Origin of the sequence: Myceligenerans indicum, assembly GCF_016742955.1 — a bacterium.
In the GTDB taxonomy this organism is placed as follows: domain Bacteria; phylum Actinomycetota; class Actinomycetes; order Actinomycetales; family Cellulomonadaceae; genus Myceligenerans; species Myceligenerans indicum.
This window is the reverse complement of record NZ_JABBYC010000029.1, coordinates 1-25,786: the sequence shown is the minus strand read 5'-3', so window position 1 is coordinate 25,786 and position 25,786 is coordinate 1. Positions and strand designations below refer to the sequence as shown.

25 protein-coding genes are annotated in these 25,786 nt (G+C 72.5%); 15 read left to right on the top strand and 10 right to left on the bottom strand.

Going from position 1 to position 25,786, the window contains the following annotated elements:
* Positions 1 to 9: 9 nt before the first annotated feature.
* Entirely contained in the window at positions 10 to 1,626 is a 1,617-nt protein-coding gene (locus HGK34_RS14560) for an NCS1 family nucleobase:cation symporter-1 (protein ID WP_244666765.1), read from the bottom strand.
* Positions 1,627 to 1,833: 207 nt separating this feature from the next.
* On the opposite strand from HGK34_RS14560, the gene HGK34_RS14555 reads away from it, so the two are divergent.
* On the top strand, positions 1,834 to 2,427 hold the full coding sequence (locus HGK34_RS14555) for a helix-turn-helix domain-containing protein (RefSeq protein ID WP_307815967.1): 594 nt from the start codon (positions 1,834 to 1,836) through the stop codon (positions 2,425 to 2,427).
* 447 nt (positions 2,428 to 2,874) lie between these two features.
* On the opposite strand, the gene HGK34_RS14550 is transcribed toward HGK34_RS14555, so the two are convergent.
* Positions 2,875 to 3,426, bottom strand: a complete 552-nt coding sequence (locus HGK34_RS14550) for a YceI family protein (protein ID WP_201848637.1) — start codon at positions 3,424 to 3,426, stop codon at positions 2,875 to 2,877.
* Positions 3,427 to 3,601: 175 nt separating this feature from the next.
* Here HGK34_RS14550 and HGK34_RS14545 point away from each other — a divergent pair, with 175 nt between their 5' ends.
* The gene (locus HGK34_RS14545; RefSeq protein WP_201848635.1) at positions 3,602 to 4,093 is read left to right on the top strand and encodes a MarR family winged helix-turn-helix transcriptional regulator; all 492 of its coding nucleotides are present in this window, start codon (positions 3,602 to 3,604) and stop codon (positions 4,091 to 4,093) included.
* A gap of 468 nt (positions 4,094 to 4,561) precedes the next feature.
* On the opposite strand, the gene aqpZ is transcribed toward HGK34_RS14545, so the two are convergent.
* Complete coding sequence (gene aqpZ / locus HGK34_RS14540; RefSeq protein WP_244666764.1) at positions 4,562 to 5,356, bottom strand: aquaporin Z; 795 nt, start codon at positions 5,354 to 5,356, stop codon at positions 4,562 to 4,564.
* A gap of 215 nt (positions 5,357 to 5,571) precedes the next feature.
* Here aqpZ and HGK34_RS14535 point away from each other — a divergent pair, with 215 nt between their 5' ends.
* Genes HGK34_RS14535 through ccsB form a run of 5 tightly spaced genes read left to right on the top strand, consistent with a single transcriptional unit; the run spans position 5,572 to position 10,480 of the window.
* A complete protein-coding gene (locus tag HGK34_RS14535) occupies positions 5,572 to 6,216 on the top strand; it encodes a histidine phosphatase family protein (protein WP_201848633.1) in 645 nt (214 codons plus the stop codon).
* Positions 6,213 to 6,857, top strand: coding sequence for a TlpA family protein disulfide reductase (locus HGK34_RS14530; RefSeq protein WP_201848631.1), 645 nt, complete (start codon positions 6,213 to 6,215; stop codon positions 6,855 to 6,857). Before HGK34_RS14535 ends, HGK34_RS14530 begins: the two co-directional genes overlap by 4 nt.
* Positions 6,857 to 7,684: a cytochrome c biogenesis CcdA family protein gene (locus tag HGK34_RS14525; RefSeq protein ID WP_201848630.1), complete on the top strand. Its 828-nt coding sequence runs from the start codon at positions 6,857 to 6,859 to the stop codon at positions 7,682 to 7,684. Before HGK34_RS14530 ends, HGK34_RS14525 begins: the two co-directional genes overlap by 1 nt.
* Positions 7,685 to 9,484: a cytochrome c biogenesis protein ResB gene (resB, locus tag HGK34_RS14520; protein WP_201848628.1), complete on the top strand. Its 1,800-nt coding sequence runs from the start codon at positions 7,685 to 7,687 to the stop codon at positions 9,482 to 9,484.
* Positions 9,485 to 9,487: 3 nt separating this feature from the next.
* Positions 9,488 to 10,480 (top strand): c-type cytochrome biogenesis protein CcsB, encoded by a 993-nt coding sequence (gene ccsB, locus HGK34_RS14515; protein WP_201848626.1) that lies wholly within the window; start codon positions 9,488 to 9,490, stop codon positions 10,478 to 10,480.
* Between the two features lie 54 nt (positions 10,481 to 10,534).
* Here ccsB and menD read toward each other — a convergent pair whose 3' ends face one another.
* On the bottom strand, positions 10,535 to 12,376 hold the full coding sequence (menD, locus tag HGK34_RS14510) for a 2-succinyl-5-enolpyruvyl-6-hydroxy-3-cyclohexene-1-carboxylic-acid synthase (protein WP_201848623.1): 1,842 nt from the start codon (positions 12,374 to 12,376) through the stop codon (positions 10,535 to 10,537).
* A 141-nt stretch (positions 12,377 to 12,517) separates the two neighbouring features.
* On the bottom strand, positions 12,518 to 13,561 hold the full coding sequence (locus HGK34_RS14505) for an o-succinylbenzoate synthase (protein WP_201848621.1): 1,044 nt from the start codon (positions 13,559 to 13,561) through the stop codon (positions 12,518 to 12,520).
* 38 nt (positions 13,562 to 13,599) lie between these two features.
* Here HGK34_RS14505 and HGK34_RS14500 point away from each other — a divergent pair, with 38 nt between their 5' ends.
* Positions 13,600 to 14,583 carry a 1,4-dihydroxy-2-naphthoyl-CoA synthase gene (locus HGK34_RS14500; protein WP_201848619.1) on the top strand — a complete coding sequence of 328 codons (984 nt, stop codon included), beginning with the start codon at positions 13,600 to 13,602 and terminating at the stop codon, positions 14,581 to 14,583.
* Between the two features lie 82 nt (positions 14,584 to 14,665).
* On the opposite strand, the gene HGK34_RS14495 is transcribed toward HGK34_RS14500, so the two are convergent.
* Entirely contained in the window at positions 14,666 to 15,295 is a 630-nt protein-coding gene (locus HGK34_RS14495) for a maleylpyruvate isomerase family mycothiol-dependent enzyme (RefSeq protein WP_201848616.1), read from the bottom strand.
* A gap of 56 nt (positions 15,296 to 15,351) precedes the next feature.
* Positions 15,352 to 16,557 carry an AMP-binding protein gene (locus HGK34_RS14490; RefSeq protein ID WP_201848614.1) on the bottom strand — a complete coding sequence of 402 codons (1,206 nt, stop codon included), beginning with the start codon at positions 16,555 to 16,557 and terminating at the stop codon, positions 15,352 to 15,354.
* Positions 16,558 to 16,682: 125 nt separating this feature from the next.
* Between HGK34_RS14490 and HGK34_RS14485 the strand changes: the two genes are divergently transcribed.
* A complete protein-coding gene (locus tag HGK34_RS14485; RefSeq protein ID WP_201848612.1) occupies positions 16,683 to 17,804 on the top strand; it encodes a DUF3048 domain-containing protein in 1,122 nt (373 codons plus the stop codon).
* Between the two features lie 36 nt (positions 17,805 to 17,840).
* Here HGK34_RS14485 and HGK34_RS14480 read toward each other — a convergent pair whose 3' ends face one another.
* Together HGK34_RS14480 and HGK34_RS14475 are read right to left on the bottom strand one after the other, a co-directional pair.
* Positions 17,841 to 18,710 carry a 1,4-dihydroxy-2-naphthoate polyprenyltransferase gene (locus tag HGK34_RS14480; RefSeq protein ID WP_201848610.1) on the bottom strand — a complete coding sequence of 290 codons (870 nt, stop codon included), beginning with the start codon at positions 18,708 to 18,710 and terminating at the stop codon, positions 17,841 to 17,843.
* 197 nt (positions 18,711 to 18,907) lie between these two features.
* The gene (locus HGK34_RS14475) at positions 18,908 to 19,180 is read right to left on the bottom strand and encodes a DUF4229 domain-containing protein (protein ID WP_201848608.1); all 273 of its coding nucleotides are present in this window, start codon (positions 19,178 to 19,180) and stop codon (positions 18,908 to 18,910) included.
* Positions 19,181 to 19,298: 118 nt separating this feature from the next.
* On the opposite strand from HGK34_RS14475, the gene HGK34_RS14470 reads away from it, so the two are divergent.
* The 4 genes from HGK34_RS14470 (at position 19,299) to HGK34_RS14455 (ending at position 22,731) form a co-directional block, all read left to right on the top strand.
* Positions 19,299 to 19,775: a PLD nuclease N-terminal domain-containing protein gene (locus HGK34_RS14470; protein ID WP_201848606.1), complete on the top strand. Its 477-nt coding sequence runs from the start codon at positions 19,299 to 19,301 to the stop codon at positions 19,773 to 19,775.
* A gap of 131 nt (positions 19,776 to 19,906) precedes the next feature.
* Positions 19,907 to 20,110 (top strand): PLDc N-terminal domain-containing protein, encoded by a 204-nt coding sequence (locus HGK34_RS14465; protein WP_201848604.1) that lies wholly within the window; start codon positions 19,907 to 19,909, stop codon positions 20,108 to 20,110.
* Positions 20,111 to 20,260: 150 nt separating this feature from the next.
* Positions 20,261 to 22,006, top strand: a complete 1,746-nt coding sequence (locus HGK34_RS14460) for a S1C family serine protease (protein WP_307815966.1) — start codon at positions 20,261 to 20,263, stop codon at positions 22,004 to 22,006.
* Between the two features lie 176 nt (positions 22,007 to 22,182).
* Entirely contained in the window at positions 22,183 to 22,731 is a 549-nt protein-coding gene (locus HGK34_RS14455) for a GNAT family N-acetyltransferase (RefSeq protein ID WP_201848600.1), read from the top strand.
* A 69-nt stretch (positions 22,732 to 22,800) separates the two neighbouring features.
* On the opposite strand, the gene HGK34_RS14450 is transcribed toward HGK34_RS14455, so the two are convergent.
* Positions 22,801 to 23,421, bottom strand: coding sequence for a TetR/AcrR family transcriptional regulator (locus tag HGK34_RS14450; protein ID WP_201848598.1), 621 nt, complete (start codon positions 23,419 to 23,421; stop codon positions 22,801 to 22,803).
* A 199-nt stretch (positions 23,422 to 23,620) separates the two neighbouring features.
* Here HGK34_RS14450 and HGK34_RS14445 point away from each other — a divergent pair, with 199 nt between their 5' ends.
* Both HGK34_RS14445 and HGK34_RS14440 read left to right on the top strand, forming a co-directional pair.
* On the top strand, positions 23,621 to 24,214 hold the full coding sequence (locus HGK34_RS14445; protein WP_201848596.1) for a DUF6230 family protein: 594 nt from the start codon (positions 23,621 to 23,623) through the stop codon (positions 24,212 to 24,214).
* Positions 24,205 to 25,731, top strand: a complete 1,527-nt coding sequence (locus tag HGK34_RS14440; protein ID WP_201848594.1) for a DUF6114 domain-containing protein — start codon at positions 24,205 to 24,207, stop codon at positions 25,729 to 25,731. The genes HGK34_RS14445 and HGK34_RS14440 overlap by 10 nt, the downstream gene beginning before the upstream one ends.
* Positions 25,732 to 25,786: the final 55 nt, after the last annotated feature.

Genomic DNA, 25,786 nt, shown 5'->3' with positions numbered 1-25,786 from the left:
GGCGCCGCCTCATGCCGTACCGGCGGCGCCGTCGGCCACGCCCTCGGTGACGCCGTCGAACGACGGCACCTGCGGGTTCCGGCGCTCCAGCGCCCAGAACACGCCGAAGCCCAGCCCGCAGCCGATGAACCAGGTCCAGTTGCCGATCCAGGAGATGTCGAACCAGCCGAGATCGGCCACCAGCTTGGGCAGGACGCCCAGCAGGACGGTCGGGACGCCGGCCAGGAGGATGGCCAGGACACCGTTGCGGTTGTACCCGTTCCGGTACCAGTAGGCGCCTCCCTCGGACATCGTGTACATGTCGTCCACCCGGATGCGCTGGCGGGCGGCGACGTAGTACCCGGCGATGAGGATGCCGAAGAGCGGTCCGATCAGGGCGCCGAGCACGCCGAGCGTGTAGTGGATCGCGTCGGCGTCGTCGTACCAGTTCCAGGGCAGGAGTACCACGGAGCCGACGGCGGCGATCATGCCGCCCATCCGCCAGCTGATCTTCTGCGGGGCCACGTTGGAGAAGTCGAAGGCGGGGGAGATGAAGTTGGCCACGATGTTGATGCCGACCGTCGCGGTGACGAAGGTCAGGCCGCCCAGCAGGATGGCGAACGGGGCGTCGATGCGCTCGACCGTGTGGATCGGGTCGGTGATGAGCTCTCCGAAGACGGGGATGGTCGCGGACGCCGTGATGACCGTCAGCAGAGAGAAGAACAGGAAGTTCACGGGCAGGCCGAGCAGGTTGCCCTTCTTGACGGCCGCGAACGACCGGCCGTACCGCGCGAAGTCCCCGAAGTTCAGCATCGGCCCGGAGAAGTAGGACACCACGATGGCGACGGCGGTGCAGAACACGCCCACCTGCTCCCAGCCGCCGAGCGGCTCGCCCTCGGCGAGGCTCAGGCTGATGTTCGACCAGCCGGCCTGCGAGACCAGGTAGACGGCCAGCACGATCATCACGACGTAGACGGCCGGCCCCGCCCAGTCGATGAACCGGCGGATGGTCTCCATCCCGTTCCAGAAGACCGCGGCCTGGGCCACCCAGAGAATGGCGTACGAGATCCAGCCCAGGGCGCTGAGCCCCAGGAACGACGGCTCGACGAGCGCCTCCGCGCCGGGCACGAACTTGAGGAAGACGATGTTCAGGGACTCGGCCGCCAGGAACGTCTGGACGCCGTACCAGGCCACGGCGATGAGTCCGCGGATGATGGCGGGGATGTTCGCGCCTCGGATCCCGAAGACGGCCCGGTTGATCACGGGGTACGGGACGCCGGTGCTCTGGCTGGGCTTCGCGACCAGGTTGGTGAACACCTGGACGATCACGATGCCCACGAGCAGCGCCAGCAGCACCTGCCAGCTCGCGATGCCGAGGGCGAAGAGGCTTCCGGCGGTGACGTAGCCGCCGACGCTGTGCACGTCGGACATCCAGAAGGCGAAGATGTTGTACGACGACCACTTCTGTTGCCGCAGGGGCGCCAGGTCCTCGTTGGCCAGCCGAGGGTCGTAGGAGGCCTTGACGTTGCCGGAGCCGACGGGATGGCCTGCGGCCTCCACCAGGTCGTACTCGCTCGGCGGGGGCGTGCTGGTGGGGCTCGACGGTGCGGTCGCCATCGGCGACGACACCTCCGTGTTCTCGGTCATGAGCCGTGCCTTCCGGGGGAGGGGATTCCGTGCCCCATGAAGCTATGGGTTAACAGGCTCTCCGCGGTTTCGCCGAAGTAACGAGGCGGTAAGGCTCATGTTCAGTAATCACTTCACGAGTGTTACGAGAGATTCACCGAGCGTGTCACGCGGCGTGTCGTGTCGCCGGGGGCGCATCCCGACCCGGCTCGACCGTACGATTCGGCCGTGTCCTCCGAACCGTCGCTCGGTGCCCGACTACGTGCCCTCCGTGAAGCGCGCGGTGTCTCCGCGCGAAGCCTGGCGGCCACGCTCGGCATCTCCGCAAGCGCCGTGTCGCAGATCGAGCGGGATGTGATGCGCCCTTCCGTGGTCCGCCTGCTCGCCATCACGGACGCGCTCGGGGTGCCGCTGGCAGACGTGTTCGAACCGCCGGAGGCGGCGGCCGGGCCGCGCGGCGGGGCTGCGGGGCTGGAGCGCTCGGGGGTCGCGGTCACGAGGGCCTGGGAGGTGTCGCCGGTGACGCTCGACGGCGGGGTCTCCTTCCGCCGGCTCTCACCGCACCCGACGAGCGGCCTCGACTTCTTCGAGTCCGTCTACCCGCCCGGCGCGACAGCCACGCTGGGTGACGCGGGGCTGTTCAAGCACGAGGGCTACGAGATCGGCAACGTCGTCTCGGGCGAGCTCACGGTCGAGCTGGCCGACGACGAGGTGGTGCTCGCGGCCGGTGACTCGATCAGCTACCCGTGCTCCGTGCCACATCGGGTGTGGAACGCCGGGGTGCGACCCGCCGTCGCGACCTGGCTGATCGTGCATCCCTGACCGGACGCTCTGCCTGCCGGGGGTCCTGCTTGCCGGACGCTCTGCCTGCCGGGGGTCCTGCTCGCCGGGCTCTGCTTGCCGGGGTCCTCTTCCGCCGGCGCCCGGCACGGGCGCCCTGTCCCGGCGGGCTCGCTGCCCCGGGCATGGCTCTTCGGTGAGGCCATGGGGCTGGTGAGGGCATAGGGCTGGCGAGGGCATGGATCTGGCGAGGGCATGGGCTTCCCGGGCAGACGTGCGTTCCCCGACCTGAGATGGGTCTCCTGTCGCGAGGAGGGTTCCCCGCCCTGACATGAGTCTCCCGTCCCGACCACGAGCCTTCCGTGCACGCGTCTCGGACGGTGTGCGGAAGGCTCGTGGTCGGGACGGGAGACTTGTTGCCGGGCGTGCCCGGCCCTGCCGTGGGGCACACCGGGCCAGGTCCGTACGGTCCGGCCAGGGTGGACTAGGTCAGTTCTTGGAGATGGCCGAGACGTCCAGCGTGATCTTCACCTTGTCGCTGACCAGCACGCCGCCGGTCTCCAGCGCGGCGTTCCAGGTGATGCCGAAGTCCTTGCGGTTGATCTCCGTGCTCGCCTCGAAGCCCGCGCGGGCGTTGCCGAACGGGTCCGTCGCGGTGCCCGTGAACTCCCCGGCCAGCTCCACGGCCTTGGTGATGCCGTTGATGGTCAGGTCGCCGGCGACCGTGATGTCGCCGCCGTCCACCTGCACGCCGCCGGACTGGAAGGTCCAGGCCGGGTTCTCGTCGGCACCCCAGAAGTCGGCGCTCACCAGGTGCTGGTCGCGGCCGGAGTCGCCGGTGTTGACCGACTTCGCGTCCAGCTCGGCCGTGACGCCGGACGACTCGACGTCCTCGCCCACAGTGATCGTGCCCGAGGCGATGTCGATCGTGCCGCGCACCTTGGCGATGCCCGCGTGGCGCACGGAGAAGGCGGCGGTGGAGTGCGAGGGGTCGATGTCGTAGGTGCCCGCGGCAATGCCGGCGGGGAGCGGGGTGGCCATGGTTGTTCTCCTTGTTGTCGTGCTGGCGGCCGCTGGAGCGGTCCCGGCGATCAAGTAGTTGATATCTCAACTACAACGCCTGGCCCAACATACTCTGCTCCGTAAAGTATTCCCAGGGCCGGATGTGATCTGCCGGGCCCGTGGGCGAACCGCACCCGAGGAGGTCGGCAAGGGGATGGGCGAGACGAACGACGTGCGCTGGCTCGACGAGTGGCAGCAGATCGCCTGGCGCGCCTTCCTGGCTGGGAACGCCCGGTTCTTCGAGGCGCTCGGTGCCGCGCACGACGCCGAGCTCGATCTCAACATCGGGGAGTACACCCTGCTGGTGCAGCTCTCCGAACAGCCCGACCGAACCCAGCGCATGTCGGCGCTCGCGGACGGCCTCGTGCTGTCGCGCAGCCGCCTGACGCACACCGTGACGCGGATGGAGCAGCGAGGTCTCGTGAGCCGGTGTGCCGCGGACGGGGACCGGCGCGGCGTGAACTGCCGCATGACGGACCTCGGCTACGAGGCGCTCGTGGCCGCCGCGCCCGGGCATGTGCGCGCGGTGCGCCGGCTGCTCGTCGACGTCCTCGACCCGGAGGAGCTGGAGGCGCTCGGTCGCATCATGAGCAAGGTCGGGACTGCTGCCCGCCGCGAACTCAGCGAGGGCGCGGCCGACTGCTGACGCCCGCGCGCACGCGGTATCCGCGTCCGAGGGCCCTGACTGCTGCCGGCCGCGAGCTCGTTGCGTGGGGTGCGTGTTGCCGGGATGTGGCCCCGCTGCTACCGCTGCGAGCTTGTTGCGTGGGGTGCGTGTTGCCGGGATGTGGCCCCGCTGCTGCCGCTGCGAGCTTGTTGCGTGAGGCGGAGCCGCCGGGGGTGCGGCCCACCCCGACGGGGACGTGCGTGTGGTCCCGCACGTCGTCGGAGGCCCTTCCGCGTGGTCGGGGGTTTGGCGTGTGGTCGGTCGTTTGGCGTGTGGTCGGTCAAGTGATTGACCGACCACACGCCAAACGACCGACCACACGCAGCGCTCCCGCGGCATCGGAGCCCCCGATCGCCTCCGAGACCCCTGGCTGCTCGCCGGGTGCGGCCCGTTCCTGGCCACCGCGAGACCCGACCGCCATGCCGGGCCGGCTCCGGCCCGGCGCGCTCAGCCCTCTGCGGCGGTGGGGCCGAACAAAGCCTTGTAGGCGAACCCGGCGATCAGTGCGCCGAGGACCGGGAAGACGAAGAACAGCCACACCTGCCCCAGCCATTCGCCGCCGCCGTACACCGCGGCGGCGAGGGAGCGGGCGGGGTTCACCGACGTGTTCGTCACCGGGATGGAGACGAGGTGGATCAGGGTGAGGGTGAGGCCGATGGCGAGCCCGGCCATGGCGGGTGCGGCGATCTTCGCCGTCGCGCCGATGATGACGAACAGGAACACCGCGGTGAGGATCGTCTCGACCAGCATGGCCGAGCCGATCCCGTAGCCGCCCGGCGAGAGTTCGCCGTAGCCGTTCGAGGCAAACCCGCCCTCGTGCGCCGCCGCGAACGCGCCGTCGGTCCCGGAGAGGATCGCGGCCAGGGCGCTCGACCCGACGAGGCCGCCCGCGAACTGGGCCAGGAGGTAGCCGCCGGTGTCCCGCCAGGCGAACCGGCCGGCCGCGGCGACGCCCAGCGTCACGGCGGGATTGAAGTGCCCGCCGGAGATCGGCCCCATCGCGTAGGAACCCACCACCACCGTCAGCCCGAACGCGAGCGCGACGCCGAGGAAGCCGACACCGAGCGTGTTGTTCTCCGGGTCCGGGAAGTTCGCCGCGAAGAGCGCGGTCCCGACACCGCCGAAGACGAGGACGAAGGTGCCCAGGAACTCGGCGGCGAGCCGGGCCGTCATGCTGTGCGACCTGGGGACGATCGGCGGTGTCGCCTCGGGCGCCTGCGAGGCGTCGGACGGAGCATTCATGAGGTCCTCCTCAAAGGACGCGTGCCGGGAGCCGGACCTGCCCCGTTCCGGCGGTGCGATGCGGGAGACCGGCCCTTCGGACGCTACGGCGGACCGCCTCGGGCGCGCGCCATGCCGCTACTTCCGGCGAGTCCGGGAAAATCACCGGCGGCCAGTGGCTCACACCACGTCCTCAGGTGCTGAATCACTCAGGAACCGATGGGACACTGAGGCTCATGGTCTCCACCACCGTCCACCTGCTTCGTCACGGCGAGGTCCATAATCCCGAAGGTGTGCTTTACGGCCGCCTGCCCGGCTACCGGCTGTCGGACCGCGGTCAGGAGATGGCGGCGCGCGTCGCCAAGCACCTGACGGGACGCGGCCGCGACGTCGCCGCCGTGATCGCTTCCCCGCTCCAGCGTGCCCAGGAGACCGCAACACCGATCGCGGAGGCGTTCGGCGTGGAGCTGGGAACCGACGACCGCCTCATCGAGGCCGAGAACCACTTCGAGGGGATGCGGTTCGGTGTGGGCGACGGTGCGCTGCGCCGGCCCGCGCACTGGAAGTACCTGTGGAACCCCTTCCGCCCCTCCTGGGGGGAGCCCTACGCGGACCAGGTGCGGCGGATGCGCGCCGCCGTCGAGACCGCGCGCCAGGCCGCAGAAGGGCATGAGGCGGTGCTGGTCAGCCATCAGCTCCCGGTCTGGCTCACCCGCTGCGCGTTCGAGGGACGCCGCCTCTGGCACGACCCTCGCAACCGGCAGTGCAACCTCGCCTCCCTGACCAGCCTCCGGTTCGAGGACGGCCGGTTCATCGGCCTCCACTACAGCGAGCCGGTGGCTGACCTGTACGACGGCGCCAAGCAGCTCCCCGGCGCATGAGCGCCACGACTCCAAGCACCCCGTCTCGCGGCACCCCGTCTCGCGCCACCTCACCCGGCCGGGCCCGCCGCCTGGCGGCCACGGTGCTCGCCGCCGCCTGCGCGGCGACGCTCGCCGCCTGCACCGCCGCGGACTCCGGCGCGGGCGACATCGCGGGGCAGGGCTACGTCTCCGGCGACGGCTCGGTGCAGAGCTGGGACGCGGGTGACCGCCGCGGTCCGGTGGAGATCAGCGGGACCGGCTTCGACGGCGAGCGGCGTGACACCACGGACTGGGCGGGCGACGTCGTCGTCCTCAACACCTGGTACGCCGGCTGCCCCCCGTGCCGTGCCGAGGCACCCGATCTCGCCGAGGTGGCCACCGCCTACGCGGACGACGGCGTCCACTTCCTCGGCATCAACACCGAGGACGACGCGGCCACCGCGCAGGCGTTCGAACGCACCTTCGGTACCCCGTACCCGAGTCTCGAGGACGGTGACGGCAGCGTGATCGCGGGCCTGTCCGGCGTCGTACCGCTGCAGGCCGTGCCCACCACCGTGGTGCTCGACGGCGAGGGCATGGTGGCCGCCCGGGTGATCGGGGAGATCGAACGCCCCACGCTGGAGGCACTGCTGGACGACGTGCTCGCGGAGGAGGCGTGATGGACGCCGGTTCGCTCGCGTTCAGCGGGTCGTTGCTGGTCGCGGTCCCCGTGGCCGTCCTGGCCGGCCTCGTCTCGTTCGCGTCACCCTGCGTTCTGCCGCTGGTGCCGGGGTACGTCGGCTACGTGGGCGGGATGTCCGCCGCAACGGCCGGGCCCGCCCGCGTGCAGGCCTCGGGGACGACGCCGCCCGCCGACGACGCCGGGCGCCGGGGGGCGAGGGCGCTCCGACTCCGCCCGCCGGCGACCGGGAGGGGCCGGGTGCTCGCCGGAGTCGCCCTGTTCGTAGCCGGGTTCACGACGGTGTTCGTCACCCTGATGGCGGCGGCGGGCGCGGTGGGCGTCTACCTGGTGCGCTGGGAGGACGTGCTGTTCCGGGTCCTCGGTGTCGTCGTGATCCTCATGGGGCTGTCGTTCGTGGGCCTGGTGCCCTGGCTGCAGCGTGAGGCACGCCTGCACGTCGTGCCGCGGACCGGGCTCTGGGGCGCGCCCGTGCTGGGCTTCGTGTTCGGGCTGGGCTGGACTCCCTGCATGGGGCCGACTCTCGCGGCCGTCCAGACGCTCGCGCTCGACGAGGCCTCCGTGTGGCGGGGGGCTCTGCTCGGCGTCGCCTACTGCGTGGGGCTGGGCGTGCCGTTCCTGCTCGTCGCGCTGGGAGCGACGGCCTCGGACCGGATGATGACGTTCCTGCGGCGCCACCGGCTCGCGGTGATGCGCGCGGGCGGTGCCCTTCTCGTCGCGATCGGACTGGCCCTGGTCACAGGGCTGTGGGGTGTGCTGACGACCTCGCTCCAGTCGTGGATCAACGGATACTGGACGGTTCTGTAGATGAGCGGCGACCAGAAGCCGGACGTCGCGGCGGCGGAAGTCCCCGCGGGATCGCGGCCGCACCGGGGCGGGTACGTGCCGCACGGGATCGACGACGAGTTCGCGGAGGCCTCCGGGGCGGCGGAACCGGCGCCGGACACCCGCGGGGCCGGGGACAAGGACGGCTCGACACCGTCCGCGCCGAGGATCGGCGTCGTCGGCATGCTGCGGTGGATGTGGCGCCAGCTCACCTCGATGCGGGTGGCGCTCATGCTGCTCATGCTGCTCGCGGTCGCGGCGGTGCCCGGGTCGGTGCTGCCGCAGCGCGGGCAGGACCCCGCCGCCGTGGCCGAGTACCTGGGCGACCACCCCGATCTCGGCGACTGGCTGGACCGGCTCGGCTTCTTCGACGTGTACACGTCGGTGTGGTTCTCGGCGATCTACCTGCTGCTCTTCGTGTCGCTGGTGGGCTGTATCGTGCCGCGGACCGCGGCACACTGGCGGGCGCTGCGCGCCCGTCCGCCGCAGGTTCCCTTCCGGTTCACGCGGTTCCCCGCCCAGGCGAGCGCGACCACCGGGCTGGCCCCGGACGACGCCGTCGAACTGGTCGCTGCCAGGCTGCGCGGGCCGCGCTACCTGCCCACCTTCCGCGTCGACCGCCGGACGGAGGCGGCCCGGGCACACCGGCCCGAGTCCCGGACGATCAGCGCGGAGCGCGGCTACCTGCGCGAGACGGGGAACCTCGTCTTCCACCTGGCACTGCTGGGCCTGCTGGTGTCGGTGGCGCTGGGACAGATGCTGCACTACACGGGACAGGCCATCGTCACCGAGGGGCGCGGGTTCGCCAACGCCGTCGTGGACTACGACACGTTCACCGAGGGCGCCTGGTTCCGGCCGTCCTCACTGGTGCCGTTCTCGATGACCCTCGACGCGTTCGACTCGGAGTTCGCCAGTGAGACGGTGGCGTTCGCCCAGGCCAGGGACTTCACCGCGCACGTCACGGTGACCGAGCCGGATGGTACGCGGCACCCCGAGCAGATCAAGGTGAACCATCCGCTGGTCACCGACGGCGCGAAGATCTACCTGCAGGGCAACGGCTTCGCCCCGAAGATCACCGTGACCGACTCCGACGGCGAGGTCGCCTTCTCCCAGCGCGTCCCCTTCCTGCCGGAGGACCAGCTGTACACGTCCCGCGGCGTGGTCAAGGTGCCCGACGTCTCACGCGGCGACCAGATCGGCCTGGTCGGCTACTTCCTGCCGACGGCGGTCGTCGACGACGACGGCACCGCCCGCTCCACCTTCCCCCAGCCGCTCGACCCGCTGCTCGTCCTGGAGGTGTACCGGGGAGACCTGGGGCTCGACGACGGCGTGCCGCGCAACGTGTACCGGCTCGACACCGCGTCGCTGACACCATCGGTGGACCAGGACGGGGCGCGGGTCAAGCTGCTGGTGCGGCCCGGTGAGACGGTGGACCTGCCCGACGGTCTCGGGACGGTGACGCTCGGCGAGGACGTGCCGCGATACGTGGCGCTCGACCTGCGGCACGACCCGTCGCTCGCGTACGTGCTGACGTTCGCGCTGCTCGCGCTCGGCGGGCTGGCCCTGAGCCTGTTCACCCCGCGACGGCGGGTGTGGGTGCGGGCCTTCGCGTCGGCCGACGGGACTACTGTGGTGGAGGCCGCGGGCCTGGCACGGGGGGATGACGCGGGGCTCCAGGGCGAGGTGGACCGGGCGATGTCGGTGCTGCCGGAGCTGGAGGACGACGGGGCAGGGCCGGCGGCCGGGTCTGCCGAGGCCGAGGACGAGACGACGAAGGACTGAGACATGGAGATGGCGAACCTGAGCGTGCTGCTCGTGTGGGCTGCCGCCACGGCGCTCGCGATCGCGATGATCGCGTTCGCGGTGGACCTGGCGCGGCTCTCCGGCGCGCGTGTGGCCGAGCGGGACGCGGCGCGGGAGAAGGTCACGGTCGCCGCGGGCGGCGGCGCGCCGGAGGCGGAACCCGCGCCCGGCCCCGCGGCGGCGTACGGCCCCGGGAACGGCACGGCGGCGGGCGGCGTCTCCCGGAAGGGCGCCGGGATCGGGATGGCGCTGTCGTGGCTCGCCGCGGCGATGCTGCTGGCCGCGATCGTGCTGCGCGGGCTCGCCTCCGGGCGGACCCCCTGGGCCAACATGTATGAGTTCGTGCTGGTGGGCACCTTCGTGGCGGTCGCCGTGTTCGTGGGCGTGTGCACCGTCCGCGAGGCGCGGTTCCTCGGGGCGTTCGTCGCCGGGCTGGGCGCCACGTTCCTCGTGCTGGCGCAGAACGTGTTCTTCGTGGCGGCCACCGGCCTGCAGCCGGCGCTGCAGAACTACTGGCTCGTCATCCACGTCGGCGTGGCGATCACGGCCACGGGCATCTTCACGGTGGCGTTCGTGTCCTCGGTGCTGCAGCTCCTGCGGGACGCCCGCGACGAGGGCACGCCGTGGCTCGCCGCCTGGCGGTGGCTCGACCAGACGCCGTCGCCGACCGCGTTGGAGGCCCTGTCGTTCCGCCTGAACTCCGTCGGGTTCGTGCTGTGGACGTTCACGCTCATCGGCGGGGCGATCTGGGCCGAGGACGCGTGGGGACGCTACTGGGGGTGGGACCCCAAGGAGGTCTGGTCCTTCGTGGTCTGGGTCGTCTACGCGGCCTACCTGCACGCGCGCACGACGCGCGGCTGGTCCGGGCGCCGTGCGGCGTGGTTCGTGGTGGTGGGGTACGCCTGCGTGCTGTTCAACTTCACCGGCGTCAACCTGGTCATCAACGGGAAGCACTCGTACTCCGGGCTCACGTAGGCGACATCCGCCGGCACGTGCGTCGAGGCCGGGGCGGCGGTTGCCGCCCCGGCCTCAGCTCACTCCCCGCACCGCGTCGGCCACGCGGCGTGCCAGGTCGCGTGCCTCCGTACGGCGGTCCGTGCGCGGCACCCGCACCTCGATCACCTGCACGCCATGGCTCGGGGCCATGAGCGCGTGACGCAGGCTCGGCACGTCCTTCACGAGCTGGTGGTCCACGCCGTAGCCCGCGCAGAGCTGCGCGAGGTTCGCACCGTGGGGAGTGCCGAAGACCCGCTCGAACCGGGCACCCGCCGCTTCGGAGGTCGCCGCCAGGTCCCCGTGCTCCAGGGTGGCGAAGATGGAGCCGCCGTCGTCGTTCACGACGACGATCTCCAGGTCGACGTGGGCCTCACCAGGTCCGCGCAGCAGGCCGCCGACGTCGTGCAGGAACGTGAGGTCTCCCAGGAGCGCGCGGGTGCGGCGCCCCGCGCGCGCCGCGGCGAGTGCGAGGCCGGTGGCGGTCGAGACGGTGCCGTCGATGCCGGCGAGCCCGCGGTTGGCCACCACGGCGGGCAGGCCGCCGACGTCGTCCGTGCCGAGCACGAGGTCGAGGTCGCGCACCGGGTTCGACGACCCCACGACGAGCACGTCCTCGTCGCCGAGGACGGTGGCGATGGCCCGGGCCACGGACAGCGCCGTGGGCCCGCCGGCGACGGCGTCGTCCCGGGTGGCCTCGTCGATGACCGTCGTGGCTGCGCGTCCCGCGGCCCGCCAGCGGTCGAGCCAGTCGCGGTCCGCGTTCTCCCGCGGCTCGTACCATTCCGGTGCGAGGCCCTGTACCACCAGGGCAGCGTTGCGCGCGGCGTCGGGCCAGGGCAGGCCCCCGGGCGTGACGACGGTGACGACGACGTCGGGCCTGGCGAGCAGGCGCTGCACCGGGCGCGAGAGCGTGGGGCGGCCGAGGACGACGGCGTGCCGGATCTCGCCCGCGAGGCCGTCGTCGCCGATCACGAGCCGGTATGCCGGGATCGCGTTCGGGCCTCCGCACGCGCCCGAGGACGGTTCGGCCAGCAGGGGCCAGCCCTGCGCCTCGGCGAGCCGGCGGGCTCCGGGTCCGGCGCAGTCGCCGGCGACGACCACGGTCCGCGCGGGAGGGCCGGGGAGGGCCGGGGAGGCGTGGTGCCGGACGGTACCGGGGACGACGGTGGTCAGGGGGGTGTCCCGGCCGCTGCCCGGCCGGTGCGGGGACGCGGGCTCGTCCGTCTCGGCCGGTCGTGGGGCGGGGTGGAGGGGGTCGCGGTAGGACAGGTTCAGGTGCACCGGGCCGGGGGTTCCGTCGCGCAGGCCGAGCGCGGCGGACGCGGCCCGCGCCGCGAGGGCGGCGAGGTCGCGGGTCTCGGCCGCGCGAGTGGCGAGGTCCGTGCCCGACGGCGCCGGGACGTCCGCCTCGTAGCGCACGGCCCCCGCGAAGATTCCGGGCTGGTGCGTGGTCTGCGAGGCACCCGTGCCGCGCAGCTCGTGGGGCCGGTCGGCGGTGAGCAGGATCAGCGGGACGCCGGTGTGGTGCGCCTCGAGCACGGCCGGGTGCAGGTTGGCGACGGCGGTGCCGGAGGTGGTGACCACCGCGACGGGACTGCCCGCGAACGGGACGGACGGGTCGTCGTGGGCGCCGTCCGCCCCGGACCCCGCGGTCAGGGCGCTCCCCCGGGAGAGGCCGAGCGCCAGGAACCCGGCCGTGCGCTCGTCGATGCGCACGTGGAGGGTCAGCAGGCCGGCGTCGGCGGCCTCGGCCGTCGCGTAGGCGAGCGGCGCGGAACGGGACCCGGGTGCCAGGACGACGTCGTGGACCCCGTGTGCGACGAGCTCGGAGATCAGGCCGCGCGCGGCGCCGACCGAGGCGGGATTCTCAGGCATGCAGCCAGGCTAGCCGCGCGATCGTGCCGTTGCCGTCCACCGCGCCCGGATCGGTGGCGCGGGGCGGCCGAGGGCCGCGGCGGCGACGTGGCCCGTCGCGGCGTCGCCGGCTCGCCGCGGGGCGCCGCGGGGCCGGGACGGTCAGCGGGCGGCGGAGGCCACGGCCTCGTCCGCGTCGAGGAGCCGAGCGAGACGGTGGAGCCGGGCTCGCCAGCGGCCCGCGACGTCGGCCGGTGCCGGGACGGCGGCCAGTGCGGTGGGGTCGGGGGCGGGCCGGCGTACCGGAATCGCCCCGCCGACCGGCAGCAGGGGGTCCGCCACCACGTCGTGCTCCAGGAGCTGCGCCGTCGCGAGGCCGCAGGCGTGCGGCAGGTCCGGGAGAGCCGCGGCGAGCGCCACGCCTGCCGCGAGCCCGACGGAGGACTCGAGCGCGGAGGAGACCACCACGGGAAGCCTCACCTGTTCGGCCAGGTCGAGGCAGGCCCGCACACCGCCGAGCGGCTGCACCTTGAGCACCACGACGTCGGCGGCGTCCAGCCGGACCACCCGCAGGGGATCCTCGGCGCGGCGGATCGACTCGTCGGCGGCGACGGGGACGTGCTGCGCACGGCGCAGGGCGGCGAGGTCCTCGACGGACGCGCAGGGCTGCTCGACGTACTCCAGGCCGTGGACGCTCCCGGCGCGTCCGTCCCCGCCGGCGGCACGGTGGAGCACGGGCAGCCGCAGCAGCGCCTCGTCCAGGCTCCAGCCGCCGTTGGCGTCGACGCGGATGCGGGCCTCCTGGTGGGTGCCGGCGTACAGCTCGTCGAACGCGGAGCGGACCGCCTCGACGCGGGCCTGCTCGGCGGCGAGGGGCTCGATGCCGCCGCCGGGACTGCGCTGGGCGACCTTGATCTTGGCGGTGCGGCAGCCCCCGGAGGCGAGCACGATCTCGCGGGCCTTGTCCGGCCCGACGGCGGGGACCGTCACGTTCACGGGCACGGCCTCGCGCACCGGGTCGGGCCAGCCGGTGTCGGCGGCCTCGCGGGCGGCACGGAGCCAGGTGGCGGACTCGGCGTCGTCGTAGTCCCAGAACGGGGAGAGCTCGCCCCAGCCGGCGTCGCCCCGCAGGAGCATCCCGTCGCGGACGTCGAGGCCGCGGAACCGGGTGCGCAGCGGGGTGGACCAGACGATGGACTCGTGCACCCGTTCAGGCTAGTGGACCGACGAACTACGCTTCCCCCGTGAGCACCTCCACCGATCAGCCGGCCGCGCCCCTGCCCCGCCAGGTCTCCGAGACCTTCGACCCGCAGCAGTGGCGGGAGGTCACAGGGTTCGAGGACCTCACGGACATGACGTACCACCGTGGGCACGACCACGCGACGGGTCGCGACCTGCCGGTGGTGCGGGTCGCCTTCGACCGTGCGGACGTGCGCAACGCGTTCCGGCCGCACACCGTGGACGAGCTGTACCGGGTGCTGGACCACGCGCGCATGACGTCCGACGTCGGCACGGTGCTGCTCACGGGCAACGGGCCCTCGCCCAAGGATGCCGGGTGGGCGTTCTGTTCCGGCGGGGACCAGCGCATCCGCGGCCGGTCCGGGTACCGGTACACGACGGCTCCCGACGGCGGCGGGGAGGTCGCCACCGCCGACGCCGTCGACCCTGCCCGGGCGGGCCGGCTGCACATCCTGGAGGTGCAGCGGCTGATCCGGACGATGCCGAAGGTGGTGGTCGCCGTCGTGGACGGCTGGGCGGCCGGCGGCGGGCACTCGCTGCACGTGGTGTGCGACCTGACGATCGCGTGCCGGGACCACGGGAAGTTCAAGCAGACGGACGCGAACGTCGGCTCGTTCGACGGCGGCTACGGCTCGGCCTATCTCGCCCGTCAGGTGGGGCAGAAGCGGGCCCGGGAGATCTTCTTCCTGGCCCGGGAGTACTCAGCGGACGACGCCGAGCGCTGGGGAGCGGTCAACGAGGTCGCGGAGCACGCCGATCTGGAGGGCCTGGCGATCGAGTACGCGCGCACGATCGCGACGAAGTCGCCGCAGGCGATCCGCATGCTGAAGTTCGCGTTCAACCTGCCCGACGACGGCATCAACGGCCAGCAGGTCTTCGCCGGGGAGGCCACGCGCCTGGCCTACATGACGGACGAGGCGGTCGAGGGACGCGACGCGTTCCTGGAGCGTCGTGACCCGGACTGGAGCCAGTTCCCCTACTACTTCTGAGCGCGGGCGCTCCCCGCAGGGCGCGTGCCGTGCCGGGTCCGGGGTGCCGTCGTGCTGCGCCCGGGTGTCGGGGCGGGGCCCGTCAGCGCCGGACCACCGGCCCGGCGCCCGGGCCCTGGATCTCGCCCTCCCGGACCGGTCGTCCCGAGAGTGCCAGCAGGAGAGCCGTCGCGGTGCCCGTCGCCTCCGGGCCGGAACCGATCGTCACGCCGGCGTCCGTGACGACGAGGCGTACCGCTCTCGCCCGTTCCCTGCCGCCGCCGAAGGATTCGGGGGTCCTGGCCTGGTAGCGCAGCGCGGTCAGGACGTGCTGCGCCGGGTAGCCGCGGGAGATCCCCAGAGGACGGCGGATGTCCTCCCCGTGCACGAAGGCCTCGACGAGGCGGGTGGCCAGGGCCGCAGGTGGGGTGTCGGTCCGGTTCACGACCCGGCGGAAGGACGCGAGAGTCGCATCCGGGTGGGTGGCACGCTCGCGTTCGACGCCCACCGCGTTGTCCCGGTCGAAGTCTCCCCGGGCAGCGATCATCCGCCGGACGAAACCGCGGCGGGTCGTCGTCGCGCTGTCGATCAGGTGGGCCAGGACGTCGTGAACCGTCCAGCCCGCACAGAGTGACGGGGCCTCCCACTGCTCGTGCGTCAGCGTTTCCAGGTCACGGACCAGGGCGGCACGCTCGTCGTGCACGACGGGCCACACGGTGTCGGTTCGGGGCATCATCACATGCTGGCCGAACCACCCGCACCGCCGCAACGTGGATCCCGCGAGGGCGCTCAGGGTGCCGTCCGGGATCTGGCGTCCGCCACCGCCGCCTCGACCGCCGCGCGGTCCGGCTTGCCCGGCCCGCGCAGGGGGATGGCGTCCGTGAGGAAGACCTGGCGCGGGACCGCGGCCCGGCCGAGCCGCTCGGTCACCAGCTGCCGGACGCGATCGGTCACCTCGGCCGGGGCCGGCTCCAGCCGTGGCGGGAGCGAGGGGTCGAGGTCGAGCGGCCGGCCCGCCGGGTGCGTGAGGACCGCTGTGACCGACCGCCCCCATTCCCGGTCGGGGACACCGACCACGCAGACCTCGCCGAGCTCCGCGAGCGCCGCTTCCACCGCGGCGGGGGCGACGTTGACGCCGCCGGTGACGATGACGTCGTCGGCGCGGCCGAGGACCGTGAGACGGCCCTGCGGATCGAGGGCGCCCAGGTCGGAGGTGCGGAACCAGCGGGTGTCGTCGGGATCGGTGCGGAACGCGGCCGCGGTGGCGCTCCGGTTCCCGAGGTAGCCGTCGGCGAGCACCGGCCCGGACAGCTCCACGATGCCGGGTGCACCGGTCCGGCCTGCCCGGTCCTGCGCGAGCCGGACCCGCACGCCCGCGAGCGGGACGCCGTCGTACACGCATCCGCCGCAGGTCTCGGACATGCCGTAGGTGGTGACGGCACGCACGCCGGCGTCGTGGAGCCGGACGCGGAGTGCGTCCGGTGTGGCGGCACCTCCGAGGAGGACGGCGTCGAACCGCGCGAGCGTGTCCAGGCCGGCGGGTGCGCCGCCGTCGGCGGCCTCGACGAGCCGATGGGCCTGGGTGGGCACGAGCGAGACGTAGGCGCGCGAGCCGGCGTCGTCGGACAGGAACGTCCCGGCCGTGGCGGCGAAGCCGTCGGGGGTGAACGGCCCGTCCGTCCCGCCGCCGACGGAGGTCCCGGCGATCACGGACCGCGAGATCACCTGGAGGCCTGCGACGTGGGTGGCGGGAAGGGCGAGGAACCACCGGCCGGGTCCGCCGAGACGTTCGTGGGTCGCGGAGGCTGAGGCGCGGAGCGCCGCCGCGGACAGGGTGACCTGGCGGGGTGTTCCCGTGGAGCCGGAGGTGCGAACCACCAGAGCCGTGCCGTCCGGCGGTGGGGGGCCGGCGGACAGCGGGTGCGGTGCGTACGGAGCCCCGCCGTGCAGGGCCGTGCGGACTGCCGCGACCACGTCTCTCAACTCATCCCGCACCGTGCCAGCTTAGACCTGCGGCCTGGGCAAACGGGCTTAACCTGAAGAAGTGCAAACCCGTTAGGGTGTGGCGCCAGTCCCGGGGGCGGCCGGGCGACAGCATCACGCGCGGACCCGGAGGAAACATGAGACGGACGCTGCGACGTCAGCGAGCTGCCGGGGCTCTCGCTCTGGTCACGGCGGTGGCGATCGGGATGAGCGCCTGCAGCACGCCCTGGGGGCAGAGGCTGGCGTGGCCGTGGGACGAACCGGAGCCGCTGGCCACCCCGACCGCGACGGTCGAGCCCGAGACGGCGACCCCCAAGACGGAGGCGCCGGAACCCGTGCCGAAGCCGGTGTACTGGCCGCTGACCGGGATCGAGGGCAAGGAGAAGGCGATGGGACGTCCCGCGCTCTCGGTCAAGATCGAGAACGCGCCGGAGGCCCGCCCCACCCGGGGCCTGGAGTACGCGGACCTCGTCTGGGAGGAGGTCGTGGAGGGCGGGATCACGCGCTTCGTCGCCACCTACCACTCGACGCTGCCCGACACCGTGGAGCCCGTGCGGTCCGTGCGGCCGATGGACGCCGCGATCGTCGCGCCGATGAAGGGCATGCTCGCCTACTCGGGCGGTCAGTCCCCGTTCATCGACCGGGTGAACCGGGTGTCGACGCAGTCCGTGATCATGGACGACGGGGACGCCGGGTTCTCCCGCGACCCGAGTCGTCCCGCGCCGCACAACGTGATCGGCCGTCCGGAGGTGTTCCTGTCCCAGGAGAGGGAGGACCTGCGGCTTTCCGCTCCGCCACCGGAGCAGTTCCTCCATGCCCCCGAGGCCGGGGAGTCGTCGGCCGCGGTGGAGGGGCGCCGGGCGGGGACGATCGGCGTGCGGCTGTCGAACCAGCAGACCAGCAACTGGTACTGGGACGGCGGAAGCCACACCTACAGGCGCAGCGAGGGAGGCGTGGCCTCCATGTCGGCGTCGGGCGTACGACACGCGGCCCGGAACGTCGTGGCGTTGCAGGTGGACGTGGTCATGACGCCGTACGTGGACGCCGCCGGCTCACACGTGCCGGAGACGAAGCTGGTCGGTTCCGGCACGGGCATCATCGCCGCCGAAGGCAAGGTCGTGAAGGTGCACTGGAGCAAGTCGAAGCTTCGCCGGCCCGTCGAACTCACCCTCGAGAACGGCGAGCCCGCGAGACTCGCCCCCGGCAACACGTGGATCGAACTGGTGCCCAAGGCCTCGGGCTCCTGGTCGGTCTCCTGATCGGCCGGCCCGCCGCCTGAGCGGCCCCGCCACCGGTCAGAGCGCCAGGCCCAGCCCGAGCAGCACGCCGTACCCGAGCTCGAACAGGCCCGTTCCCGCCAGCACGGGGACGAGCAGCTTGCCGCGTGCCCCTGCGACGATCGGCAGGGTGAGCAGCGCCGCCGGACCGGCGAGCAGCACCACGAGCAGCGACCACGGCGCCCAGAACGCGCACACCATCCCCAGCAGCAGCGGGAGCCAGATCAGCCCCAGGTATGCCCGCCGCGCCCGGTAGTCCCCGATGCGCACCGCCAGGGTCTTCTTCCCTGCCAGGACGTCACCCGGGATGTCGCGCAGGTTGTTCACCATGAGCAGCGCGCACGCGATCAGGCCCACCCCGACCGCACCGAGCACGGCGGGCCACGTCACGACGTCGGCCTGCGTGTACGTGGTGCCGAGCACGGCGACCAGGCCGAAGAACACGAAGACGGCGACCTCACCGAGCCCCGCGTACCCGTACGGCCTCCGGCCACCCGTGTAGAACCACGCGGCCGCCACGCACAGCACACCGACGGCCAGCAGCCACCAGTGCCCGCTCACCGCGCACAGCGCCAGGCCCAGGACGCCCGCCACGCCGAACGAGCCGAACGCGGCACCCTTCACGGCTCTGGGCGCCGCCGCGCCGGACGCCGTGAGCCGCATGGGGCCGACCCGGTCGACATCGGTGCCGCGCACGCCGTCCGAGTAGTCGTTCGCGAAGTTGACCCCGACCTGCAGAGCCAGGGCCACACCGAGCGCGAGCAGCGCCGGGAGCCAGGCCGACGAACCCACCTGCGCCGCGGCACCCGTGCCCACCATGACCGGTGCGGCCGCGGCCGGAAGGGTTCGGGGCCGCGCCCCGGAGATCCACTCGGCGGCTGTCGCCATACGTGCACTCCTTCGATATCGATCTGGCCTGGTCAACGAGCCCGCTCAGCCCGCAGTTCCTGAGGATGGCTCACGGCCGGCCGCCGGCGGTCATCACCGCCGCTGGTGCCGGGCCGGCGCCGACCGGACCGGTGCGCACGGCCCCGGCGTCGCGGCCGGCCAGGCGCACACCGCGTTCGTCGCTCCCGGACGGCGGCCTACTCGGTCGCGCGGTCGATGACGGCGTCCTCGTGGGCGGCGTCCGCATCCGCCACCGACCCGCCCTGCCTGGCGCGACGGCGCTCGCGGCGGTCCGCCAGCCAGGTGGCGGCGGCGTCACGCGGGCCGCTCAGCAGCACGTAGGACAGGGCGAACGCTGCCACCGCGGCGACTCCGACCAGGAGCCAGCTCCGCAGGCCGGCGACGTACAGCAGGCCGAGGGCGCCGGCGAACAGGGCCAGGCGCAGCACGGTGTAGATCACGAGGGGCACGTCACCATGGTAGGTCTCCCAGGCGGCACCACGATCACACCGGGGTTCACGCCAGGTTCACTGCGGGCGGACGCGCGGAACGAGACGTCCGGGCCCGAGGGGGATTAGCCTCTCCGACGTGTACCGCCTTCTGCTCGGGTTCCTGTACGTCGCTCTCGTCGTGTATGCACTGGTCGACGTGGCCCAGTCCGACGACGAGGACCGCCATGGCCTGCCCAAGATCCTGTGGTTCGGCGCGATCATCCTGTTGCCGCTGGTCGGCTCGATCGCCTGGATCGCCGCGGCCTATGTCGCGCGCCGCCGCAAGGGGCGCGAGGCCGCGGCTCCCTGGGAGCGCGCCGGCGGCGATGCTCCCGCCGGCCCGGCCGTCCGCGAGGCGCCTCCCACGGGGCCCGAGGACGACGCCGAGTACATGTGGCTCCTGGAGCAGGCCCGGCGCAAGAAGGAGCGCGAGGAACGACGGCGTGAGGCCGAGACCGACGACGCCCCCGACGACGCCCCCGATGCCGAGCCCGACGCCGAGCCCGACGTCGACGAGTCCGGAGCCGACGAGCGGCCCCGGAACGGCAACCGCCCCACCGACTCCCCGGACTGAGGGACCCCACCGCCCGAAGGCACACCGAGGCGGCCGCGCCACCTGGCGCACGGAGGCCGTGACAGGACGGACCCGGTCGTACGGCGGGAGCGGCCGTACTTCTCTCAGGAAGTCGGGCCTACGCTGAGGGCATGCTGATCCGCGTAGGCCTCCCGATCCTGGCCGTAGGGCTCCTCGTCTATGCGCTCGTCGATGTCCTCGGCGCACCGGCGAACGAGCGGGCCGGCCTGCCGCGCTGGGGGTGGGTCCTGATCGTGCTGATCCCCGTCCTCGGCCCGCTGGCGTGGATCTACGTCCGCACGGTGGTACGGCACACCGGCCGCCGCGACCGCTGACGGCGGGCGGGGCGGGCGCGGCGCCTGAACAGCCACGTCCGGCCGGGTGGTGGCGGCCCGCCGGCGGGCGTGTGCAGGGAACTCACAGGTGGGATCAAGCACCGCGTCAGCGTGGGGGTGTGTAGTGGTTCGCGGATGAAGGAGGGCACCGTGAACACCGAGCAGAACCCCACACCCCCGCAGGGCCAGGAGCCGGAGGCGGCCGACGCCGCCACACCGCAGCACCCGGAGGCACCCGCGCAGCACCCGGACGCACCCGACACGACACCCGCCGCGCAGGCGCGGGCGGCGCAGGTCCCCAGCGCTGGTGTGCCGACCACGTCGACCCCGGCCGTGCAGCGGCCGGCCGCGCAACCCACGCAGCAGCTTCCCGCCGCGGAGCAGGGCGCGACCGCGCCGCCCGCCGCATCACCCGCCGGTACCCAGCCGCCCGCAGCACAACAGCCCGCCACGCCGCCGCTCGCAGCACAGCAGGCTCCCGCCGCGCAGCAGCCGCCCTCCGCGGACCGGCCGGGCCCGGGGCTCGCGTCCGCAACTGCTCCGGTGGCCGAACCGCAGGCGGGCCACCCGGCCGGTCCGGGGACGCCGTCGGACGGCGCGAACACCTATCACAACCCCTACGCCGCGCCGGCGACAGTGACCACCCCGCGGCGCAAGGACCGCCGCTGGGTCCCCGTGGTGAGCGCGGCCGCGGCCGCCGCGATCCTCGCGAGCGCGGGCACGGCGGGAGCGATCGCCCTGATGGGCAACGACACGCAGACGGCGTCACTGGCCGATGTCGGCCGCACGCAGCAGCACGCGGTACCGGTCTCGTCGACGGGCAACGCGCCGAACTGGCAGGCGGTCACCGACGCCGTCTCGGAGTCGGTGGTCTCGATCCAGGTCGCCACGCAGCAGGGAGCGGCCGAGGGCTCGGGCGTCGTCATCGACTCCGCCGGACACGTCCTGACCAACAACCACGTGGTCTCCGGGGCCCAGCAGGTGCAGGTCACGCTGGCCGACGGGCGTCTCTACGACGCGAAGGTCGTCGGTACCGACTCGGCCACGGACCTCGCCGTCGTCCAGCTCGAGGATGCTCCGGACGACCTGTCGCCCGCGACGCTCGGCGACTCGGACGCGGTCGCCGTGGGCGACGCGGTGATGGCCGTCGGCAATCCGCTGGGCCTGGCGAACACGGCGACCACGGGCATCGTCTCCGCGCTGAACCGTCCGGTGTCGGCGTCGTCGAGGGACGGCGGCAACGTGGTGGTCACCAACGCGGTGCAGACCGACGCCGCGGTGAATCCCGGGAACTCGGGCGGCCCCCTGTTCAATTCCTCGGGTGAGGTGATCGGCATCAATTCCTCCATCCTGACCCTTTCCAGCTCGGCGCAGCAGTCCGGGTCGATCGGGCTCGGGTTCGCGATCCCGTCGAACCTGGCCTCGAACATCAGCAAGCAGCTGATCGACAACGGCTCGGCCCAGCACGCCTTCCTCGGTGTCTCGCTCTCCGACGGCACGGCGACGGCCGACGGCGTCACCCGGCGTGGCGCGAAGGTCGAGAACGTGGTCTCGGGTTCGCCGGCCGACGGCGCGGGCCTCAAGGCGGGTGACGTGATCGTCGCCATCGGCGACGAGCCGGTCGACGGAGCGGAGTCGCTGACGGCGTTCGTGCGGGAGCACGCCGCCGGGGAGTCGGTGACCCTGACCGTGGTGCGCAGCGGCGAGACCCGGCAGGTCTCCGCCAGTCTCGCGGTGCGCGACGAGAGCGACCTCGGCCAGCAGGGGCAGCAGGGGCAGGACCAGCAGGGACAGGGCCAGCAGGGACAGGGGCAGGGGGAGTCGGGCGGTTCCGGCTCCGACCAGACCGATCCGGGCAACATCCCGGGCTGGCTGCGGGACCTGTTCGGGAACTGACGGGAGGGAACTGACGCGCCGCCGCCCGCCCGGAACCGGGCGGGCGGCGGCGCGACGTCGGGTCGTCAGGATGCCGCGGATGGGTCCTAATGGGCGGCAAAGGTGCAAAGAGGTCTTTCAGGAATTACCACTAGCGTGCATAGTAAATAGTCCGATCAGGTACTACCTTGAAGCGCGTGATTGGGACCTATGACGTTGTGCGAACGCGCGGCCGATCGGATGCGGCCCATGACATTCTCGGCGAACTTCCCGAATGGTTCGGCCTCGAGAAGTTCACCGACGAATACGAGGAAGCGGCCCGGAAGTTCCCCAACTATCTCGCCGTCGACACCCATGCCGACACCCGCTGCGCGGAGTTCCGGGGCGCCGAGGTGGGAGCGCTGGGCACAGGTGCCCTCGACGGCTCCCGGATTCCCGTCGACGAGGTGATGGGCATCCTCCTGCTGGACCCGCGCTACGACAGCACGGCGGAGGTGCATCTCCTCGCCGTGCGGCGCAAGCATCACCGGGCGGGGATCGGCCGGGCGCTCCTGCGGGAGGTCGAGGACGACATGCGCAGCCGGGGCGTGCGGCTGCTCACGGTCAAGACGCTCGGTCCCTCGCTGCCGGACCCGGGATACGAGCAGACGCGGGCGTTCTACGAGGCGGTCGGCTTCCTCCCGGTCGAGGAGTTCCCGGACATGTGGGTCGAGAACCCCTGCCTGCTGATGGCAAAGGTGCTCTGAGCCGGCTCGCCCGACGGGCCATGGCCGGGCGGCCGGCCGCCTGGCGGTCAGGCGGCCGGCGCCTGGCGCTCAGGCCTTCGCCAGCGGCCCCGCGTCGAGCTGCGCGCCGGTCGCGCTGACCACGCCGAACATGCTGCTCTCCAGATATGCGACGAGCTCCGGGCCCGGGACGTCGGCGTTGAGCCCGCCGTCGACCAGCGCCTGCTCCGCCAGGGCCACCCAGGACCGCAGTGCCATGCGCAGCATCGGCGTGTCCTCGACGCCCATCTCGGTCACCGCGGCGACGGCGCGCTCGGTCTGCTCGCGCCGCGCGCTCTCGATCAGCTCCCGCACCTCCTCGTCGCCGCTGGCGGCACCTCTCACCAGCGAGTAGAACGTCGGTCCGTGCTCGCGTACGTAGTTCACCAGCCGTTCCAGGGTGTTGTGCAGGCGGTCGAGCGGCGGGAGCTCCGGCCGGGGCTCGCTCGCGTGCAGCATCGAGTCGCGGGCCCGCAGCACGATCTCGTGGTGCAGCCCGTTCTTCGAGCCGAAGTAGTAGTAGACGAGGCCCGTCGAGACCTCCGCTTCCGCGGCGATCTCCTCGACGGTGACCTCGGACAGCGGGCGGTTCGCCAGGGTGGCCACGCCGAGTGCCACGAGCTGGTCCCTGCGTTCCTCCGGACGGAGTCGGGTTCTGCGGCTGGTTGCCATGGTGCGAGCATATCGACCCACCTGGGTGCTGCCTGGGTGAATTGACCGGAACGGTTGCCGCAGATGCCCGGAATCGGGCCGTCGGCGGAGGTCGGCATCCAGGGACCATGTCGCGACAATTGACTGCCACTCAGTAGTCGGCTACGGTCTCGCTCGACGACGAAGGAGTCGCCTCTATCTGTGTCCAAAGGGGAATCACATGAAGCTCAGCAACCTGACGAAGTCGCGCAAGGGGCGCGTCGCGCTCGCCGCCATCCCGGTCGCCGTGGCCTCCACCCTGCTCCTCGGCGGTGTGGCTCAGGGCGCCGTGCCGGTCTCGTTCGCGATCGCGGGCACCCCGTTCAAGATCGCGGCCGACAGGCTGGACGGGACCGGATTCTCGCAGTACGCCGGCGTCGCCGTCGACGCCGACGGCACGCCGCACCCGGCCGCCATCGCGAACATCAAGGACGCGAAGCTCTACAACCTGTGCCAGACGGTGGTGCAGGACACGAAGCTCGGCAAGGTGGGCCTCAAGATCACGGCCGGCAACCAGGACAAGCCCGCCTCGGCGACCGATCTCCAGATCGGTATGACTGACCTCTCCGGTACCGCGACGTTCACCAACATCCGCATCGGCGTGGACGCCTCGAAGGTCAACACGCACGACAAGGGTGACAAGGGCGACTTCGCCATGGACTCCGACGCGATCGACATCGACGGCTTGCAGCAGGTCTCCTGGAGCACTCAGGCGGCCGTGTTCAAGCTGACCAACCTGCACCTGCAGCTCACGAACGGCGAGGAGTGCTTCTGAACCGGAAGGCCGGTCAGGCCGGCGCCGGCCGCCCCGCGCTGCGGGGCCGGCTGGCCGCCGCGCGACGGGCGTTCGGCCCGTGGCGGAAGGGGCGCCCGTTCGTCGGGAGCGTTCTCGTGATCCTGGCCGGCCTGGAACTCCTGCTGTCCGGCCCGATCGACCTGGGTGCGCTCGCCGACGCGTTCGGCGCCGAGGGCGTGCCGAACATGCAGCTCCAGGTCGGCATCGAGGGGGCCCAGGCGACGGTCCTGCCGATCGCGCTGATCCTCCTGGGCGTGCTGTCCGCGGTGCAGCCCGTGCACCGGATCTTCTACGGCGTGATCATCCTCGCCATCTCGGTGTACACGCTGTCCGGCGTGAACCTGGGCGGCTGGCTGATCGGGTTCCTGCTCGGTGCGGTCGGCGGCATCGTCGTCGTCTCGTGGTCGCCCTCGGACCGCGCCTCCGGGAGCGATGGCGTTCCCGTGGCCGGAGCCCCGGGCAACGGCGTGTTCGAGGTGTCCGACGACGACGGGCCGGACGACGAGCCCGACGGCGGTCCGGCGTCGGCCGCCGAGCGCGGTTCCGGTGCCGGCGGCGGCTCCCTGCCGGCCAGGTCGGCCGTCGTGATGCTGGCCGGTGCGCTCGTCCTGGGCGGTGTGCAGCCGGCCGCGCTGCACACGGGCGAGGACTGCTGGGACCCGATCGACTGGCTCCCGATCATCACGTGCGACGACGAGGACCCGGAGCCGACCCCGTCTCCCTCGGCGTCCCCGTCCCCGAGCGGCACACCGGCCGATGACCCGGTCACGGGCGTGGTGGACGACGTGACCGACGGGGTGGGCGACGCCGTCGACGGTGTCACCGGCGGATCGCAGGACGACTCGCCCGGGACCTCCGACGGGTCCGGGGACGACGGCACGTCGTCCGAGGAGTCGGACGCGGCGGCGGGCGAGCTCTTCTCGACCGACGAGTCCGAGAAGGGGCTCTCGATCGGCTACGTCTGCGACGGCGAGAAGCAGAACGTCACCCTGCCGATGATCCCGGCGGGACAGGACAACACCACCACGTTCTCGCTCCCGGCGGACCTGCGCACGAAGGACCTGGAGATCAGCGGGATCAAGTCCGTCGCGCTCGTCTCCGTCCCCGTGACGCACGAGGTCGAGCGACGTGACGCGCTGAGGATCGTCGCGGACCACGTGAAGGTCCCGGGATTCTGGCTCAAGACCTACGCGTACGACACGCCCGCCGGCGGCGAGCCCACCGTGGCCGGGACGGACACGAGCGCGGGCTACGTCTCCATGGACGGCGACGCGACGATGTACATCTCCGGCATCAACCTGGGCTGCCCCGATTTCGGGGACATCGTCGACGAGCCGCCGACGTCGGTCATCGCGTGGCTGCTGGCTCTGTCCGGCGCGCAGATCGACCTGCTGGGCGCCACCAGCGACGTGCAGGTCTGGTCGAACTTCCGCGAGCAGGTCTGGGGCGACCCGCTCCACCCCATCGGCGAGGGCCCGAAGGCGGGCACCCCATAACCCCTGTCTCTTATACACATCTGACGCTGCCGACGATAAGGCTCGTGTAGATCTC

What these genes read in the sequence shown, in the direction of transcription:
- HGK34_RS14550 (WP_201848637.1), bottom strand. Translation starts at nt 3,426, where the DNA reads ATGGCCACCCCGCTCCCCGCCGGCATTGCCGCGGGCACCTACGACATC.
- HGK34_RS14495 (WP_201848616.1), bottom strand. Translation starts at nt 15,295, where the DNA reads ATGCCCCGAACCGACACCGTGTGGCCCGTCGTGCACGACGAGCGTGCC.
- ccsB (WP_201848626.1), top strand. Translation starts at nt 9,488, where the DNA reads ATGGAGATGGCGAACCTGAGCGTGCTGCTCGTGTGGGCTGCCGCCACG.
- HGK34_RS14560 (WP_244666765.1), bottom strand. Translation starts at nt 1,626, where the DNA reads ATGACCGAGAACACGGAGGTGTCGTCGCCGATGGCGACCGCACCGTCG.
- HGK34_RS14485 (WP_201848612.1), top strand. Translation starts at nt 16,683, where the DNA reads ATGAGACGGACGCTGCGACGTCAGCGAGCTGCCGGGGCTCTCGCTCTG.
- aqpZ (WP_244666764.1), bottom strand. Translation starts at nt 5,356, where the DNA reads ATGAATGCTCCGTCCGACGCCTCGCAGGCGCCCGAGGCGACACCGCCG.
- HGK34_RS14545 (WP_201848635.1), top strand. Translation starts at nt 3,602, where the DNA reads ATGGGCGAGACGAACGACGTGCGCTGGCTCGACGAGTGGCAGCAGATC.
- HGK34_RS14530 (WP_201848631.1), top strand. Translation starts at nt 6,213, where the DNA reads ATGAGCGCCACGACTCCAAGCACCCCGTCTCGCGGCACCCCGTCTCGC.
- HGK34_RS14445 (WP_201848596.1), top strand. Translation starts at nt 23,621, where the DNA reads ATGAAGCTCAGCAACCTGACGAAGTCGCGCAAGGGGCGCGTCGCGCTC.
- HGK34_RS14450 (WP_201848598.1), bottom strand. Translation starts at nt 23,421, where the DNA reads ATGGCAACCAGCCGCAGAACCCGACTCCGTCCGGAGGAACGCAGGGAC.
- HGK34_RS14525 (WP_201848630.1), top strand. Translation starts at nt 6,857, where the DNA reads ATGGACGCCGGTTCGCTCGCGTTCAGCGGGTCGTTGCTGGTCGCGGTC.
- HGK34_RS14465 (WP_201848604.1), top strand. Translation starts at nt 19,907, where the DNA reads ATGCTGATCCGCGTAGGCCTCCCGATCCTGGCCGTAGGGCTCCTCGTC.
- HGK34_RS14535 (WP_201848633.1), top strand. Translation starts at nt 5,572, where the DNA reads ATGGTCTCCACCACCGTCCACCTGCTTCGTCACGGCGAGGTCCATAAT.
- resB (WP_201848628.1), top strand. Translation starts at nt 7,685, where the DNA reads ATGAGCGGCGACCAGAAGCCGGACGTCGCGGCGGCGGAAGTCCCCGCG.
- HGK34_RS14480 (WP_201848610.1), bottom strand. Translation starts at nt 18,710, where the DNA reads ATGGCGACAGCCGCCGAGTGGATCTCCGGGGCGCGGCCCCGAACCCTT.
- menD (WP_201848623.1), bottom strand. Translation starts at nt 12,376, where the DNA reads ATGCCTGAGAATCCCGCCTCGGTCGGCGCCGCGCGCGGCCTGATCTCC.